This window comes from Pseudohaemophilus parahaemolyticus (assembly GCF_938021905.1).
In the GTDB taxonomy this organism is placed as follows: Bacteria; Pseudomonadota; Gammaproteobacteria; order Enterobacterales; family Pasteurellaceae; genus Haemophilus_A; species Haemophilus_A parahaemolyticus_B.
Window position 1 is genome coordinate 1 of the sequence record NZ_CALIFA010000025.1, and the last position, 17,136, is coordinate 17,136.

13 protein-coding genes and 1 riboswitch are annotated in these 17,136 nt (G+C 40.9%); of the genes, 1 reads left to right on the top strand and 12 read right to left on the bottom strand.

The window, feature by feature from the left end; genetic code table 11:
* From rpsI to QMF79_RS01800, 8 genes are all read right to left on the bottom strand, one after another.
* Window positions 1-349 (bottom strand): 30S ribosomal protein S9 (gene rpsI, locus QMF79_RS01765; RefSeq protein WP_281772522.1); only part of this gene is annotated, 349 nt, incomplete at its 3' end.
* 15 nt (window positions 350-364) lie between these two features.
* Window positions 365-793: a 50S ribosomal protein L13 gene (gene rplM, locus QMF79_RS01770; protein WP_005596850.1), complete on the bottom strand. Its 429-nt coding sequence runs from the start codon at window positions 791-793 to the stop codon at window positions 365-367.
* A gap of 255 nt (window positions 794-1,048) precedes the next feature.
* On the bottom strand, window positions 1,049-5,476 hold the full coding sequence (gene mukB, locus QMF79_RS01775) for a chromosome partition protein MukB (protein ID WP_281772530.1): 4,428 nt from the start codon (window positions 5,474-5,476) through the stop codon (window positions 1,049-1,051).
* A gap of 58 nt (window positions 5,477-5,534) precedes the next feature.
* Entirely contained in the window at window positions 5,535-6,242 is a 708-nt protein-coding gene (locus QMF79_RS01780) for a zeta toxin family protein (RefSeq protein WP_281772523.1), read from the bottom strand.
* Window positions 6,243-6,249: 7 nt separating this feature from the next.
* The gene (locus QMF79_RS01785; protein WP_005705323.1) at window positions 6,250-6,471 is read right to left on the bottom strand and encodes a hypothetical protein; all 222 of its coding nucleotides are present in this window, start codon (window positions 6,469-6,471) and stop codon (window positions 6,250-6,252) included.
* On the bottom strand, window positions 6,471-7,178 hold the full coding sequence (gene mukE / locus QMF79_RS01790) for a chromosome partition protein MukE (protein WP_281772524.1): 708 nt from the start codon (window positions 7,176-7,178) through the stop codon (window positions 6,471-6,473). The genes QMF79_RS01785 and mukE overlap by 1 nt, the downstream gene beginning before the upstream one ends.
* 22 nt (window positions 7,179-7,200) lie before the next feature.
* A complete protein-coding gene (gene mukF / locus QMF79_RS01795; protein ID WP_281772525.1) occupies window positions 7,201-8,544 on the bottom strand; it encodes a chromosome partition protein MukF in 1,344 nt (447 codons plus the stop codon).
* A 117-nt stretch (window positions 8,545-8,661) separates the two neighbouring features.
* Window positions 8,662-10,206 (bottom strand): Na+/H+ antiporter NhaC family protein, encoded by a 1,545-nt coding sequence (locus QMF79_RS01800; RefSeq protein WP_281772526.1) that lies wholly within the window; start codon window positions 10,204-10,206, stop codon window positions 8,662-8,664.
* A 108-nt stretch (window positions 10,207-10,314) separates the two neighbouring features.
* Window positions 10,315-10,498: riboswitch (Lysine riboswitch) on the bottom strand.
* A gap of 166 nt (window positions 10,499-10,664) precedes the next feature.
* On the opposite strand from QMF79_RS01800, the gene QMF79_RS01805 reads away from it, so the two are divergent.
* Window positions 10,665-11,060, top strand: coding sequence for an H-NS family nucleoid-associated regulatory protein (locus tag QMF79_RS01805; RefSeq protein ID WP_281772527.1), 396 nt, complete (start codon window positions 10,665-10,667; stop codon window positions 11,058-11,060).
* Between the two features lie 337 nt (window positions 11,061-11,397).
* On the opposite strand, the gene QMF79_RS01810 is transcribed toward QMF79_RS01805, so the two are convergent.
* The 4 genes from QMF79_RS01810 to QMF79_RS01825 form a co-directional block, all read right to left on the bottom strand.
* Window positions 11,398-12,843, bottom strand: coding sequence for an alanine/glycine:cation symporter family protein (locus QMF79_RS01810; RefSeq protein ID WP_040215956.1), 1,446 nt, complete (start codon window positions 12,841-12,843; stop codon window positions 11,398-11,400).
* A 176-nt stretch (window positions 12,844-13,019) separates the two neighbouring features.
* A complete protein-coding gene (gene lpdA / locus QMF79_RS01815; protein ID WP_281772528.1) occupies window positions 13,020-14,444 on the bottom strand; it encodes a dihydrolipoyl dehydrogenase in 1,425 nt (474 codons plus the stop codon).
* Between the two features lie 82 nt (window positions 14,445-14,526).
* On the bottom strand, window positions 14,527-16,398 hold the full coding sequence (gene aceF / locus QMF79_RS01820; RefSeq protein ID WP_281772529.1) for a pyruvate dehydrogenase complex dihydrolipoyllysine-residue acetyltransferase: 1,872 nt from the start codon (window positions 16,396-16,398) through the stop codon (window positions 14,527-14,529).
* An 82-nt stretch (window positions 16,399-16,480) separates the two neighbouring features.
* Window positions 16,481-17,136: transketolase-like TK C-terminal-containing protein (locus tag QMF79_RS01825; protein ID WP_425591876.1), on the bottom strand; the 656-nt coding region annotated here is incomplete at its 5' end.

Genomic DNA, 17,136 nt, shown 5'->3' on the forward strand with positions numbered 1-17,136 from the left:
CTTTTTTACGTTCAACGCGACGTGCGTCACGAGTAACGAAGCCAGCTGCACGAAGTGCTGGGCGTAAAGTTTCGTCGTATTCGATCAATGCACGTGTAATACCGTGACGGATTGCACCTGCTTGACCAGAAATACCACCACCTTTAACAGTGATGTATAAATCTAATTTATCTAATAATTCAACTAATTCTAATGGTTGACGCACGATCATACGTGAAGTTTCACGACCGAAGTATACGTCTAAAGAACGTTGGTTAATAGTGATGTTACCGCTGCCCGGTTTGATAAATACACGAGCTGAAGAGCTTTTGCGGCGACCTGTGCCGTAGTTTTGATTTGCTGCTGTCATTTTGATGCTCCGTGATTAGATGTCTAAAACTTGTGGTTGTTGTGCAGCGTGGTTATGTTCGTTACCTGCGTAAACTTTTAATTTACGGAACATTTCACGGCCTAAAGGACCTTTTGGTAACATACCTTTTACTGCGATCTCGATCACTGCTTCTGGACGACGTGCAATCATTTCTTTGAAGGTTGCATCTTTGATGCCACCTACATAGCCAGTGTGCCAGTAGTAGATTTTATCAGTTTCTTTTTTACCTGTTACAGCTACTTTCTCTGCATTGATAACGATGATGTAATCACCTGTGTCAACGTGTGGAGTATATTCAGCCTTGTGTTTACCACGTAAACGGCGTGCTAATTCAGTAGCTAAACGACCTAAAGTTTTACCTGTCGCATCTACTACATACCAGTCACGTTTTACTGTTTCTGGTTTTGCTACAAAAGTTTTCATTAATTAAATACCAAAATTTAAAGTTTAAACCCAATATCCTTACGGATATTACCTATTAATTTTTCGGCTAAATCCGACCCCTTCGAGTCTTATTTAGACCAAATTGTTTAGCGGGAAAGTCCAAACAAAAACAGGGTGTGCGTATTATACAGATTTTGTATTAAAAATCTAATACTTTTCCTCATTTTTAGCACAAATTGAAAGAGCTAAACTCGAATCCCTCTAAGCTTAGCTCTTAAATAAAAAAATTCCTAACTACGCAAACCCTTTCAATCCAACCACTTCAACTAGCTCTTGGTTATTGGTAATTTTACGCACCAATTTATAGGTTGTTCCACGTTCTGGGCTGATATTTTCTGGTGCCGCAATCAATAGTTGCATATCTAAACGTTCGCAAAGTTCAAAGAGCGTGTTGATCGACATCGCATCAAGTCGAGCTGCCTCATCCAAGAAGAGCAAACGACAAGGGAGAATATCTTTCGCACGTAGACGACGAGACTCTTCTTCCCAGCTTTGCACCACCATTAATAAGATAGACATCCCCGTACCGATCGCCTCACCCGTTGAAAGCGCACTACTTTCGGCACGTTGCCAGCCATCTGCACCACGGTCGGTTTCAACTTCAAGATCAAGGTAATTGCGGTAATCTAACAACTCTTCGCCAATGGTTTGCGGTGTACGCTGTCCCATATCAATATGTGGGTTCACACGTTTATGCAACATCGCAAGTGCTTCTGAGAAACTCAGTTTTTCGCTCTCAAACAGATCTTTGTGCTGTTCACGATCTCCACTCAACGCATTCAACAACATAGCGTGTGTCTCGCGAATTTTTACATCTAAACGTACGCCTTTTACTTGACCGAAAGCGATATTTTGTAAGCCTTGGTTCAATTGAAGAATACGATTTTGTTCACGCTGAATGGTTTTTCGTAAAATATTTGCCACACTTTCTGCACTGATCGCCAATTTTTTCTCACGACGAGTAAGCTCATTCGTTAAGCGAGAAAGTTCAATTTCCATCTGCTCAATCGCATCAATTGGGTCATCAGTTTTGATAATATCTTGGCGAATACGCTCACGTAAATGGCGATACACTTCAATGAAGAATGCCACTTTCGTCTCTGGTTTATGGCTATCTTCCGAAGCACGTAAACTATCACGTAAGTATTCATTATTTGCGACTGCAGCACGTAATGCCCCCAACGCTTTATCTGAAATCGAACGTAACTCATCCGATGAATGATACGACAATTCACGACGGTTCAAGCGTTTTTCTACATCGCTGTTACGAGAAAGTTGCAACACCAAGCACCAGCTGGTTTTCGCTTGCACCACAGCGGCACGTTGATTTTTATAATCACGTTCCACCTTGCGTACTTCACGGCTGAGATTCTCAATTTCTGCTTCAATGCTGCCCAACTGCTTATCAAGGAACGTTTTGCGTGCACGTTGTTGACTTAAGCGTTGATGCAACTCTTCACGGCGCTCAATAGCACGCTCTTCCGCCTGTGCATCACCGCGTACGCCTAGCATATCCATCTCACGAATAAGCTCCGCCAACATTTGACTTTTCACTTCATAAGCACTACGTAAACCCGTTAAGGTTTGATGGTATTGACTATGTTGTGATTGTGCTTGACGCAATTGATGACGAGCCTGCTCTCGCGTTTGTTGAGCCTGTTCCAACTCCTCTCGTAGCTGTTCAGTTAAACGGGAACCTTCCGCACCTACTGCATCTTCATAACTGAAATGTATGCGACGTTGCATTACATCTGACAAAACAAACACTTTTTGTTGCAATGCTTTTTGGGTTTGTTTCGCCTGGTTGTATTCCATTTCCAGTTCTTCAAAACGGCTTGGATCGTTACGAAGCGAGCTGGCAATTGGCTCAAGCTGAGTGATATAGTTGCCATATTGACGCACAAATTGCTCATCTTCTTCCGCTTCCGCCAATTGTTCACGGCAAATTTCTGCACGCTCAATTAACTCTTCGTCATCAAGTAAATCTGCAAGCGGTAACATTTTGCTTAACAATTGCAATTGTATTTTGGCCGCATCTAATTGATTGCGAAGTTGCTGTTCGTTTCCGACCGCTTGATTAAGCTCTCGTTCAATTTCGCTACGCTCTGCTACAACTGCTTGCATCGCCTCTTCTGGATTGTCTTGGAAAGCGAGGTTTAAATGCGTGCCCACGAATTGGCTTAAATGTTGATGCAAACGTTGGCATTTTTGCACATCAAACGAAAGTTCTGCGTGTTTTTCCGCCACTTCATCGCGTTCGGCTTTCAATGCTTCAACACGTTTTTCACGAGCGGCACGACCAAACAACGGCACAGCAGGGAATTTCGAATAACGCCATTGACGCTCTGAAACTTTTACAACTACGCCCTCATTTAACTCATCCGCACTAAAGACCGCATCATCAAAAGCAATTGGATCGCCTTCGATTAAATAGAGATCGTCTGGGCAATCATCTAAAGTTTCGAGCTGTGCTTTTACTGCCTCTAAATCGCGTACCACAATCGCATGACGAGCCTCGCCATATAATGCGGAAAAATAAGGGGCATCTTCAAGTGATACATCATCATAAAGCTCAGAAAGCAACACGCCACCAAAGCGTTCTGCCAGCTGATTTAAACGCGGATCTTCCGAACCATCTGGCTGACTCAGTTGTGAAATCTCATCGCTTAATTGCTGTTCTTTACGAGCCAACGCATCACGAGCAAGTGTTGCTTCACGCTCTTTTGCCAGCATATTTTGCATAAATTGCATCACCGCTTGGCTTGCTTCAAATGTTTCGCTACACTGCTCTTCCAAACGGGTTAAAGCTGATTGAGCGGTGTGCCACGCGGGCGCATTTTTTGCCAATTGGTCGTATTGATTTTGGAGCTGTTGTAGCTGTTGGCGTTGGCTTGAACGCACTTCAACAAGCTCGGCTAATTCCGCTTCTAAATCTTCACGTTTTGCCTGTTGCTCTTCAAAGTGATTTTCAAGCTCGTCTGCGTGACTAAACTCACTTTGCGTTCTTTGATTAAGCTCTGCCAACAAACGTTTTGCTTGCTGTTGTTGTTGCAAGCGTTGTTCAATCTCGTGCAATTTCTGGCGTAATCCGACCGCTTGCGTCGCACGTATTTTCTGTTCTGGGAAAGCACTAAGCAGTGATTTAGCTTCCTCAAACGCTTGCAAGCGGTCTGTTTCGCCCACAATTTTGCAAACTAATTCATAGGCTTTTTCAAACTGCTCTTTCGCCATATCTGAAACAGATAAGCGCTGTTCTAAGTCGAACACTTGGTCAGTCATTTCATCGGCTTGGGCTGAAAATTCTGCGTGGTAATCTTCAATATTATGTAAGTCTAAATTCACCAAACCTGAAATCTGTTTTGCTTTTTCAAGAGCGGCAACCGCTTGTTGATATTGCAAAGCACGTGTTTGTTGAGCATCTAATGCCTGCTGATAATCCGCAAGCTGTGCTCGCAAATCCTCCACGTGTGCTTCCGCATCATCAGCTTGGTGTTGAGCCATTTCCACTGCTTCGGAAACTTCTTCAATCGCCATTTGTTGCTCTTCAAGTTTCTCGTTGAGCTCTTCAACGTCATCTTGATAACGTTCTACTTTCTCTTGATGGCGTAACGCATTTTGCACCAAGTTTAAATGATCATTCGCAGAATTAAATTCCGCTTCAAGCCCTTGTTCGGTGGCTTCAATTTCCGCTGATTCACGGCTAAATTCCACTAAACGATGTTGCTCAAGCTCACGCTTCGATTTTAAATTCGCCCACGCCTGACGAAAACTTAACGCTTGTTGAATATTGCCCAAACGCTCGTTTGCGTGACGCATATAGTCTGCAGATACGTAATCGGTTGAATGGGTAATCAACTGCTTGAACATATCACGATCCGATTGCGTAACTTTGATCGCTTCAAGCGTCATACGGTTTTCACGCAATGCCGATTCCATATCTTGGAATGCTTGGCGAACACCCGTATTTTCAGGCAATAAGTAATCGCGTAATGATTTGGTAATAACACTTGAAATACCACCATAAAGTGACGCTTCGATCAACTTGTAGAATTTGCTACGATCGCCTGCAGAACGTAAGCGTTTTGGCAATACGCCCACATCAAACATAAAGCTGTGGTAATCGGTAATGGATTGATATTGCTTGAATTGAACGTCCGATTGCTCAAATTTTTCTTTTACTTCATTTAATGCCAGCACGCGTGCTTTAACGCCCATTTGTTCGGTCAGAATATAGATAATCTGCTGATCAAAGGGTACGTTTTGTAATGAAAATGGACGAATATCCACTTTTTTGTCTCGCCCCGCAATCTGTTGCAAACGCACGCCTGTAATCACACGTTGCCCACGTGAGTTCACGCTTTCCAACACTGCATAACAAACACCCGCTTTCAATTTACCGTATAACCCTTTATCGCGAGAGCTAGACGTTGAACCTGCTTCAGTGGTGTTACGGAAGTTTAAAAGCGTTAAATCAGGAATTAAGGCAGTCACAAAACCTGCCATCGTGGTGGATTTACCCGCACCATTACCGCCCGAAAGTGTGGTGACTAATTCATCTAAATCAAAAGTACGAGCAAAAAAACCATTCCAGTTAATCAGCGTTAAGGAGCGGAATTTGCCACGTTCAATCTGTTGTAGCTGAATTGTCGGTTGCACAATCATTACCTCTTGTGCGTTGTCTTCTAAAATTAAATCCGTGTTACTCATTAGGATTTTTCCTTTATCTATTTAATTCTGTATTGATAATAGCGGTTAATTGATCTGCTGGTGTATCTTTAATATCAAATAATTTCTGAGAGCGAGAATATACTTCAAAGCCATCGGGTTTCGCCTCTTGCAAAACACGCGCCGCGTTATTTGCTAAATTTGCAATCACAAAGCCGAAATGTTCTCTTGGCACATAACGAGGTTGCATACCTTGACGCGCTTGTTCCTCTGCTCTTTTTAGCGTGCTTTCCCAACTCAGCTCTTTAGGGCAAGTACAAATTAACACATTGGTTTGGTAACCATAATGCTTAAAATTAGCAAGTTCTTTAAGAGGCACATCAGCGGTACGAAAAGTCCCTTCAATCAATAAATTAAAGCGATGTGCTATGGCTTCATCTCGAATACGTTGCACCATTTTACCGGTGAATTCGCCTGTATATTTCGAAGCCTCTTTGCCATATTGCTGATAAATTTCATGGTAATACTGGTGGTAAGGACGAAATTCATCTCCGTTAATTATCAGCAAGTTGAAATCTAAACGCTTACTCATTGCAAGAGAACCGAAAGATTTCCCAGCACCAGGTTGCCCTCCCAGTAAAATAGCAACAGGGTACTCTTGTGGGGTAACCTGACTTTCAGCAAGCAAATTTGCCCAAATTTTAGGAAAATTTCGTTCAATATCAGCCTCAACATCGTAAGCATTGATATCAAAGTTTTGCATAAAACCTCTAAATTGCTCGTGATGAATGGTATTTAGCACCAACCTCTTTCACTTGACTTGAAAGCAAATCGAAATCGATCGCCTCAGGTTCGGTGCGATATACTTGCCCTCTTAAACGGCTAAGAAAAAGTTGATCTTCATTGAGTGGTAATTCTAAAATTTTACTTAAATCTGCTTGAGTACTTGCGATTAACTCAATCAACACATCTTTTTGCATTAACGTACACATTATTCCTCACCCTCTGCAAAATCTTCCTCATTTTCTACCGCTTGTTCTTCTGTATCAGCGGTAGGATTTGGCGCGGTTGCCTCACCATCACGGATCAAACGTAATTGCGCTTCGCGGTAATCATCTCCTGCGCGAACATCCGCACCAAAACGGAAAACGGAAACGGAAATCACAAATTTCTTGCTGTTTTGATCACCAATACGGGTAATCATTCCAATACGAGCCAATCGACGCAATGCACCGCCAACTTTTTCAACCAGCTTAGCTTTATCTAAATCTGAACCTGTCGAACGAGGATTTACCGCTTTTAACAATTTTTGTTCATCGGCAAGGTTCAACAACTCTTCATAAACATCATCGTAACTAAACACGCCTTGTTGTGCCAAGCGTTCTGGGCTCAAATAGAGGTAGCATAATACTTTACCTACCAACATCTCCATTTCAGACATAGAAGCACGGTTAATTAAAGTTGAAGCACGTGGACGGAGGTAGAAAAAACCTTCTGGTGCACGGATAAGATCCACGTGATAGCGGTTGTAAAACTGCTCAAGTTCCGCTTGGAAATCAATCAAAAACGCGTGTTCATCAAGCAAATCAATACTAATATGACGACCTGCACGCAATTGGCTATCAAGGCTTGGAAAAATTGGGTTGGCAATCGCCACTGCTAATTTAGTTGAAATCACATCTTGAATATTATCTGTCATAATTTTTCTCTTTTTTGCTTGATTACTGGTATTGATCAATCACGTGGGCTTGCACTTCTGCCCCTGTTTCGTTAATCGCTTGCCATTCTGGATAAACTGCTTGGCTATCTAAACTTGCCATACCCAATTTGCTTGCTTGATCTACGATAATACGCGCCACATCAAAATGGCGAGAATGCGGATAACGAGCCAATTGTTCACGTAAAACCATACCTAAGTCGATTGGCTTACCTTCCGCTCTAAATTGTGCAAGATAAGCCTGCATCATTGCCACGATTTGCTCTTGTACATCGCTGATGGACTGATATTCCAACTCGGTTGGTAATTCGCCCACTGCTTCCACTTCGTTAAATTCAGTTTCATCATCACGTAAATCAAGGAGCGGCTCCGCTTTCGCGGTGTAAAGCATCCAAGGGGCATCAAAATAATCTTGAATAGATTGACGCAAACGCTGACCAAATACACGGTTTTTATCCATATCAATTGCGGTACGAATAAATTTATGCACATGACGATCGTAGCCAATCCAAAGATCGATTGCCTTTTGCCCCCAGCTCATAATACGGTCTAATTTACTTTGTAGATTAACCACTAGCTGATCGATGAAATCTAAATCGTAACGACCTATTAAACAGCTTTGAATACGCAATAGTTGTGCTTGCAATTTATCGCCCGCTGCATTTAACGTATCTTGCAACTCTCGTAGATTGCCCGAAGTTTCGTCTAATAATTGTTCACAACTCGTGATCGCCTCGTGCCAATTTTGACTTAAAAGATTCGCAATTCTCTCACGAATTTGGTGCTGATTTTCATCCATAATGCGTTGCGAAAGATCGATGCTATCGAAAATTTCTGCTACCGAATATTTCAGTGGCGCAAACACATTATTTCGCCAATGACGTTCATCTCCGCCCTCTTCTGCGGCTAACGATGCTTTTTGGATTTCACTTGCCACAATAGATAGTTGAATTGAAAGACGTAGGCTAGAAAACTCACGCTGACGAATATAGTAATTCGCAATGCCGACTGCCAGCGGGGTAACACGATAAATCGCCAATCCTTCGGTAAATTCGCTCGAAAAACGGTTTAAAAGACGTTGTTTTACCAGATCGTTGATCGCATTATTTGCTCGCTGGGAAAGCGTAAATTCTGAGTGTTCAAAAGTTTGAGAAACATAGCAAAACAGATCAATTAAATCACTCTCAAGCAGTTCACCATCAATTTGTTCTTGGTTAAAAATAGAAATTGCCAATAAAAAGGCAAGGCGTTCAGGCGGGAGCGAAAGCGAAAACTCACTCTCTTTCGTCCATTGGATAAGCTCTGGAATAGTGTGTGCCAATTCGTTCTGTGCAGTTTCGTTCAGCATAAGGCTCATATTCGTATATCATCAAAAATGGGGTTTATTGTACCGGAAAGCTCAACAAATAGAAATTAGAAATCATAAGCAAAAATAAACCTAGCCAAGGCTAGGTTTATTTTATCTCTACTCTTGTTCTACATTTTTCGCTTTAAACAGCATAATTAACACTAACATCGTGATACCTGCCGTAATAAAACCAAGTAAACCTGACTCTGTAAAACCTACAACTAAGTAACCAACCACCGATGCTGCTGCGACTAATAGTGCATAAGGTAATTGTGAAAGCACGTGATCCATATGGTTACATTGCGCTCCCGTTGAAGAAAGAATCGTTGTATCTGAGACTGGTGAACAGTGGTCACCACATACTGCACCTGCCATTACAGCTGATAAACAAGGGATGATTAAGTTCGGATCAGAATGCATCGCCATTGCTGCACCAATTGGCAACATAATACCGAACGTCCCCCAGCTTGTGCCTGTTGAGAATGCCATTGCAGAAGCAAGCACGAATAAAATCGCAGGCAAGAACGCTGGTGAGATATTTCCAGCCACTAAGCTTGAAAGATATTTACCCGTCTGCATATCACTTACAACGCCGTTGATTGTCCACGCGAAGAAAAGAATTAAAATCGCACCAGACATCATTTTTACGCCCGCTCCATAAGCTTTTGTATAATCGCCTACAGAAATATGACGACGCGTTAATAGACAAAGCGTAAGTACAATAATACTTGCCACACCACCCGTTACTAATGAAATACCAACAGTAGTATTTTCAAATGCACCTAAAATCGTAAACGGATTGCCCGCTTCCGCTAAAGCATCGCCACCTGTTTTTAGCATCATCGTTACCGTACCGATAATTAATGCTAAGATTGGAAGAACTAAATCGCGTACGCCCGCTTCTGAAGAACCTTGCTGCTCAGAAGATTTCTCTTCTTGGCTCATTGCATTACGCTCAAAACGTGCCATAGAACCAATATCAAACGAGAAATAGGCTACGAAAAACACCATTAGAATTGAGAAAATCGCATAGAAGTTCATCGCACTCATCGTTACAAACGCGCCTAATGGGGTGTAACCTGCAATAGAGTGTGTCGCTAATAACCCAGCAATAAGAGTGATAATGTAAGCTCCCCAGCTTGAAATTGGCATTAATACACACATCGGTGCAGCAGTTGAGTCTAAAATATAAGCTAATTTTGCACGCGATACTTTAAATTTATCCGTCACTGGGCGAGCAATCGCACCTACAGCAAGACTGTGGAAATAGTCATCAATAAAAGTAACAAAAACCAAGCAAGCTGCCATTAATTTTGCACCACGTCTGCCTTTTACTTTCTCTTGAGCCCAGTTTGCAAAGGCTTGGTTTGCACCAGAAACGCTTAGTAAAGACGTTAAAATGCCTAATAATATTAAAAATAAAATAATATTGATATTGTTACTATTAAAGCCCTCTTCGCCACCTTTATAAAGCAAAGAAACTACACTATTTTTTAAATATAAAACAGCATCAAGCACATTACCGTCAGATAACATTAATGCACCGACAATAATACCTAAACTTAATGAAATTAAAACACGTCTAGTTGCAATCGCAAGTAGAAGTGCAATTAACGCTGGTACAACAGACAAAAGCGATGATGAATAATCAACAAGATTCATAAAACCTCTAATTTATTAAAAGATATTTTTATAACGTCATTGAATCTACTGAATGTATTTACGCAGGAAGGCAAATAAAGGAAGGATAAAGGGAAATATCCTCACCTAACTTACAGTAGCACTCCGCAGTGATACAAAGAATATCAAAACTGCGACAGTGTCGTCCCTTTCGGCAACGACCCCAACCAACCAAGATGACGCCTGATTGATTTCGGCAAATACACCTTTCATTTTTCCTCATCGTTTTCCACTCAGAAAAAGTACTTATCGTATTTGCACCTCTACAATTGTAGGATTTAATAAAGATTACCTGAAAGAGAAACATTAAACAAGCGAAATTTTCAGCATTTTGGCGTTATTTTTGAATATTTTAAATTTAAATGATTTACCTTAAAAATATATTACGGTAATATATTCGCACCTTCAATCTCATAATTTATATATTTATAGGAGATCATATGTCTGAAACATTAAAAACATTATCTAATATTCGTAGTTTACGTGTACTAGCTCGCGAAACATCTCTTGAACAACTAGAAGCATTATTAGAAAAATTAACTATTGTTATTGAAGAAAAACGTGAAGACGTAAAAGCCCAAGAATTAGAACAAGCAAAATTTTTAGAAAGCTTAAATAAATATAAAGAGATGTTAGCTCAAGATGGCATTTCAGCTGATGAATTAGCATCATTACTGAGTAACGCTCCTATTGAAAGAAAACCACGTAAACCAATCGCTCCTCGCCCCGCTAAATATAAATTCGTTGATGTTAATGGCAATGAAAAAACTTGGACAGGTCAAGGTCGCACCCCCCGTGAACTAGTTGGCAAAAATTTATCTGAGTTTGAAATTTAATGACTATCTAAAAGCATGAATATCTATTCATGCTTTTTTATTCCTAAAAGCCATCCATTAGAAATTAGATAAATTAAGTTTCTGAACAAAAACTCATAATATATCAACAAGACTCCTGTGAATATTATTATCTGAATGACACTTCCAGACAATATCACCTCTTAATCATTCTTCTTACTAGATCTATAAATATATTCGTGAATACACTTATTTTGTCCTCTATAGCCATTTGGGGTATTCAAGATAAAATAAAGGACTCTGCTCTGTAAATTACAGAAACCGAGCCCTTAATCTTCTTTCGGTTCATTTCTAGATCGTAACGAGAGCTACTTATAAACTACTCTTTTGATTTCCAAACCAACGGATCAACACCACGATGAATAAGCTCCTGATGCTCTTCGATACAGAAAACAGGTTCTTGTTTTGCTTTTAGTTGACGAACATAATCTTTTAAAATTCGCCACACGATAGGAGAGAGGATTAAGATAGCAATTAAATTGATGATTGCCATGGTCGCCATTACTGTATCAGCGAATGCCCAAACAATACCGCCATCACGCACTGCCCCAAAGTAAACGAAGAATAATACAATTACTCGGAAACTCCATACAAACCACGCTTTATTCTTGATGTAACGGATATTCGTTTCTGCGTAAGCGTAGTTACCGATAATTGAGGTGTAGCAGAATAAAAGCAAGATAAAGGCTAGGAAATGCACGCCAAATTCGCCCAAGTGATATTGTAGTGCAATTTGGGTAAGCTCTACTCCTTTTAAGCTTTCATTGCCATAGTTATCTGACATTAAGATGATAACAGCTGTACAAGTACAAACAATAATAGTATCCACAAATACACCAAGCATTTGGATTAAGCCTTGGCTCGCTGGGTGTTTTGCATCAGATGTTGCCGCTGAGTTTGGTGCAGAACCCATACCAGCTTCGTTTGAGAATAAGCCACGTTTAATCCCCATTAACATTGTTTTAGAAACAATACTTCCAAACATACCACCTGCAACTGCGGAGAAATCAAAGGCATTTGAGATTATCATCGATAAAATTTCAGGGACCTTGCTGATATTCATTCCAAGAATAATAACTGCAATAATCAAATAAAATAACGCCATTGTTGGTACAACTTTTGCAGAAACTTGTCCGATACGTTTAACTCCTCCAGCGATAATAACTGCTGTTAAGATTACAAGCACAATACCCACTGATTCAGCATCCCAAGACCATGCCTTACTCGTTGCTGCGACAATAGAGTTAGATTGAACAGCATTAAACGCAAAACCAAATGTAAAGATTAAAGTAATCGCAAATGCAATCGCTAGCGGTTTACATTTCAAACCCCGAGTAATGTAATAGGCAGGACCACCGCGGAACATTCCATTTAAATCGCGGGTTTTGTAAAGCTGTGCAAGTGAAGATTCCGCAAATGCAGAACTCATACCCATTAACGCAGTGAGCCACATCCAAAATACTGCTCCTGGTCCTCCTAATGCAATTGCAGTTGCAACCCCTCCAATGTTACCTACACCCACACGGCTAGCTAAACCTGTAGTAAAGGCTTGAAATGGGGTTAAAGAATCGCCATCAGCCGCACGCCCACCCCACATTTCACGTAAACTTTGTGGAAGTAAACGCAGCTGCACTAAACCCGTTGTGATAGTAAAAAATAAGCCTGTGCCTAAAAGCAGGAGAATCGTAATATCCCAAATTGGGCCATCTAATGTATTGACGATCCAGTTTAAAATGGCTTCAAAGCCTGAAACAATAAAATCCATAAGACCTCTCAATTTAAAAAAGAAAACGATTGTATTGTAACCTTTTTTTAGCTTATGAAAACTTTTTTTAATGATTTTTATAAAAAAAAGTATCTAAAAAGTAAATCACTTATTAAGAAAACTGTTCTAGATAAAACAAAGCCCCCTATAAAGGGGGCTATAAAACTCAACGTAAATTAACGTTTTTTCGCTTTTGCATTTGGAAGGTCTGTAATTGAGCCTTCGAACACTTCTGCCGCTAAACCAACAGATTCATGCAGCGTTGGGTGGGCATGGATAGTTAATGCAATATCTTCTGCATCGCAACCCATTTCAATTGCCAAGCCGATTTCGCCTAATAATTCACCACCATTGCTACCTACAATCGCACCACCTAATACGCGGTGGGTATCTTTATCAAAAATAAGTTTAGTCATACCTTCTGAACATTCAGAAGCAATCGCACGACCTGATGCCGCCCATGGGAATTTAGCCACTTCATAGTTTAAGCCTTCTTGCTTACACTCTTTCTCTGTTTTGCCTACCCATGCCACTTCTGGCTCAGTATAAGCGATTGATGGAATCACTTTCGGATCGAAGTAGTGTTTTTGTCCTGCAATCACTTCTGCTGCAACGTGACCTTCATGCACACCTTTATGTGCTAACATTGGTTGACCTACGATATCACCGATTGCGAAGATATGAGGTACGTTGGTACGCATTTGTTTATCTACACGAATGAAACCACGCTCATCAACTTCAACACCTGCTTTACCTGCATCAATTAATTTACCGTTTGGTGTACGACCAATAGCAACAAGTACTGCATCATAACGTTTAGTATCGTTACATGCTTTACCTTCCATTGAAACATAGATACCATCATCTTTTGCTTCAACTGCAGTTACTTTAGTTTCAAGCATTAACTTAAATTTTTTCTCGATTTGTTTGGTGTAGATTGCTACAACATCTTTATCTGCCGCTGGGATAACTTGGTCAAACATTTCAACCACTTCAATCTCTGAACCTAGAGAATGATAAACTGTACCCATCTCTAAACCAATGATACCGCCCCCCATGATAAGAAGTTTTTTCGGTACTTCTTTTAATTTAAGTGCATCTGTTGAATCCCAAATACGTGGATCTTCATGCGGGATGAATGGTAATTGAATTGGACGAGACCCCGCCGCAATAATTGCATTATCAAATTTAACAGTAGTTGGGTTACCATCACGATCACGTGCAACTAATGTATTTGGATCAGTAAATGCTGCTAAGCCTTCAACCACGGTCACTTTACGTGCTTTTGCCATACCTGCTAAACCGCCTGTTAATTTAGCGACTACAGCATCTTTACCTGCACGAACTTCGTCTAAATTGATAGTTGGTTTACCAAAGTAAATACCGTTTTTGGTTGCGTGTTTTGCTTCTTCAATTACTTTAGAAACGTGTAATAACGCTTTTGATGGAATACAACCTACGTTTAAGCACACACCACCTAAGGTTGAATAACGTTCGACAAGAACGGTTTCTAAACCTAAGTCAGCACAACGGAACGCGGCTGAATAACCTGCAGGACCTGCACCAAGTACAACTACTTGAGTTTTAATTTCTTTACTCATATCTTTTCCTTTTCAAGCGGTCAATTTTCTTGCAAATCCGACCGCTTATAGATTGATTACATTGCTAAGTTACACAACCTAATTACATTACTAGGCGACGGATATCTGCTAATACACCGTTGATGTAACTTAAGAAACGAGCACCATCAGCACCATCGATCACGCGATGGTCGAATGATAATGATAATGGAAGCATTAAGCGTGGTGCGAATTCTTTACCGTTCCATACAGGTGCCATTTCAGATTTAGACACGCCTAAAATTGCTACTTCTGGTGCATTCACGATTGGGGTAAAGTGGGTTGTACCAATACCGCCCAAGCTTGAAATAGTGAAGCAACCACCTTGCATATCTGAACCAGTTAGTTTGCCTTCGCGAGCTTTTTTCGATACTTCCATCAACTCACGAGATAACTCAATAATACCTTTCTTGTTCACGTTTTTGAACACAGGAACAACTAAGCCGTTTGGTGTATCCACAGCAACACCAATGTTGATATATTTCTTAATTGTTAATTTTTGACCATCTTCAGAAATTGAGCTATTGAAACGTGGGAAAGCTTCTAACGCTTTCGCAACCGCTTTCATAATAAACACAACTGGCGTAATTTTCACGTCTAGTTTTTGTTTTTCAACAATCTTGTTCTGTTCTTTACGGAATGCTTCTAATTCTGTGATGTCTGTACGATCAAAGTGTGTAACGTGTGGAATCATTACCCAGTTACGGTGTAAGTTCGCACCAGAGATTTTGTTGATGCGGCTTAATTCAACTTCTTCTACTTCACCGAATTTGCTGAAGTCAACTTTCGGCCACGGTAATAAGCCTAAGCCAGCACCATTCGCTACACCGTTACCCGCTGTTTGAGCAGTTGCACCGCTCTCGTAAGCCTTAACCGCAGTTTTCACGTAAGCTTCGATGTCTTCTTTTACGATACGGCCTTTACGACCTGTACCTTTCACTTTGTCTAAGTTTACGCCGAATTCACGTGCTAAACGACGAATCACTGGTGTTGCGTGTGCGTAACCTGCACTTGCTACCACTTGCTCTTGGCTTAATCCTGCAACGTTACCGCTTTGTGCTGGTTGAGCTGCTGGAGCAGAAGTCGCTACTGGAGCTACTGCAGGTGCTGCACCTGCTACTTCAAAACGCATAATAAGTGAACCAGTTGATACTTTATCACCTGATTTCACTAAAATTTCTTTTACTACACCTGCGAATGGTGCGGGTACTTCCATTGAAGCTTTATCGCCCTCAACGGTAATTAAAGATTGCTCTTCTGAAACTGTATCTCCCACTGCAACCATAATTTCAGTTACGTTTACTTCATCACCACCGATATCTGGTACATTTACATCTTTAATTGCTGCTACTACTGGCACTGCAGGCACAGCCACTTGAGCTGGAGCAACTTCTGCTGCTGATGCCGCAGATGCCGTTTCAAATTTCATAATTAATTTACCAGTAGAAACTTTATCACCTACGTTGATTAAAATTTCTTTTACCACACCTGCGATTGGTGCTGGGACTTCCATTGAAGCTTTATCGCCTTCAACGTTAATGATTGATTGGTCAACTTCAACGCTGTCGCCTACTTTTACCATAATTTCAGTTACGTTTACTTCGTCGCCACCTATATCTGGTACGTTCACTTCAACGATTGCTGATGCAGTCGCTGCTTGTGCAGGAGCTGCGACTACTGGTGCTTCTGCTGCTGGAGCTGCTCCTGCTGCTTCTAACACTAACATTGGTGAACCTGTTGTTACTTTATCGCCAACTTTAACTAAAACTTCTTTTACAACACCTGCTTCTGGTGCAGGCACTTCCATTGAAGCTTTATCACCTTCCACATTGATGATTGATTGGTCAGCAGAAATGGTATCACCCACGTTTACCATCACTTCTGTTACGGTAACTTCATCGCTACCGATATCTGGTACATTAATTTGTTTTGACATTTTGGTAATCCTTCTTTTAGAAATGGACAGGGCAATACCCTGTCCTTTTTTGCAAAATCTTAACTAATTTTGACCTCTTCCACTATGCGTATAATGGGTTGATACGATCTACGTTCAAGCCAAATTTCGCAATTGCATCTGCAACTACTTGGTTAGTTACTGTGCCTTCTTTCGCTAATTGAGAAAGTGCCGCAACTACCACATAGCGTGCATCTACTTCAAAGTGTTCACGTAAGTTTGCACGGCTGTCTGAACGACCGAAACCGTCTGTACCTAACACGTGATAGTGACGGCTTGGTACGAACGCACGGATTTGATCTGCGTATGCTTTCACATAGTCAGTTGATGCCACTGTTGGTAAATCTGCTAATACTTGTGCAACGTATGGTACGCGTTGTTCCGCTGTTGGATGTAATAAGTTCCAACGTGCTGCATCGTGACCTTCACGTGCTAACTCATTGAATGAAGGTGCTGAGAATACATCAGATGTTACACCAAAGTCATTTGCAAGGATTTGTGCTGCTTCACGAACGTGACGCATAATCGCACCAGAACCTAACAATTGAACGTGACCTTTTCCTTTACCTTCAACCGTTTCGAATTTATATAAACCTTTACGGATACCTTCTTCTGCGCCTGCTGGCATTGCTGGTTGATCCATAACTTCGTTTAATGTGGTCATATAATAGAACACATCTTCTTGTTTTTCACCATACATACGGTTGATACCGTCTTGCA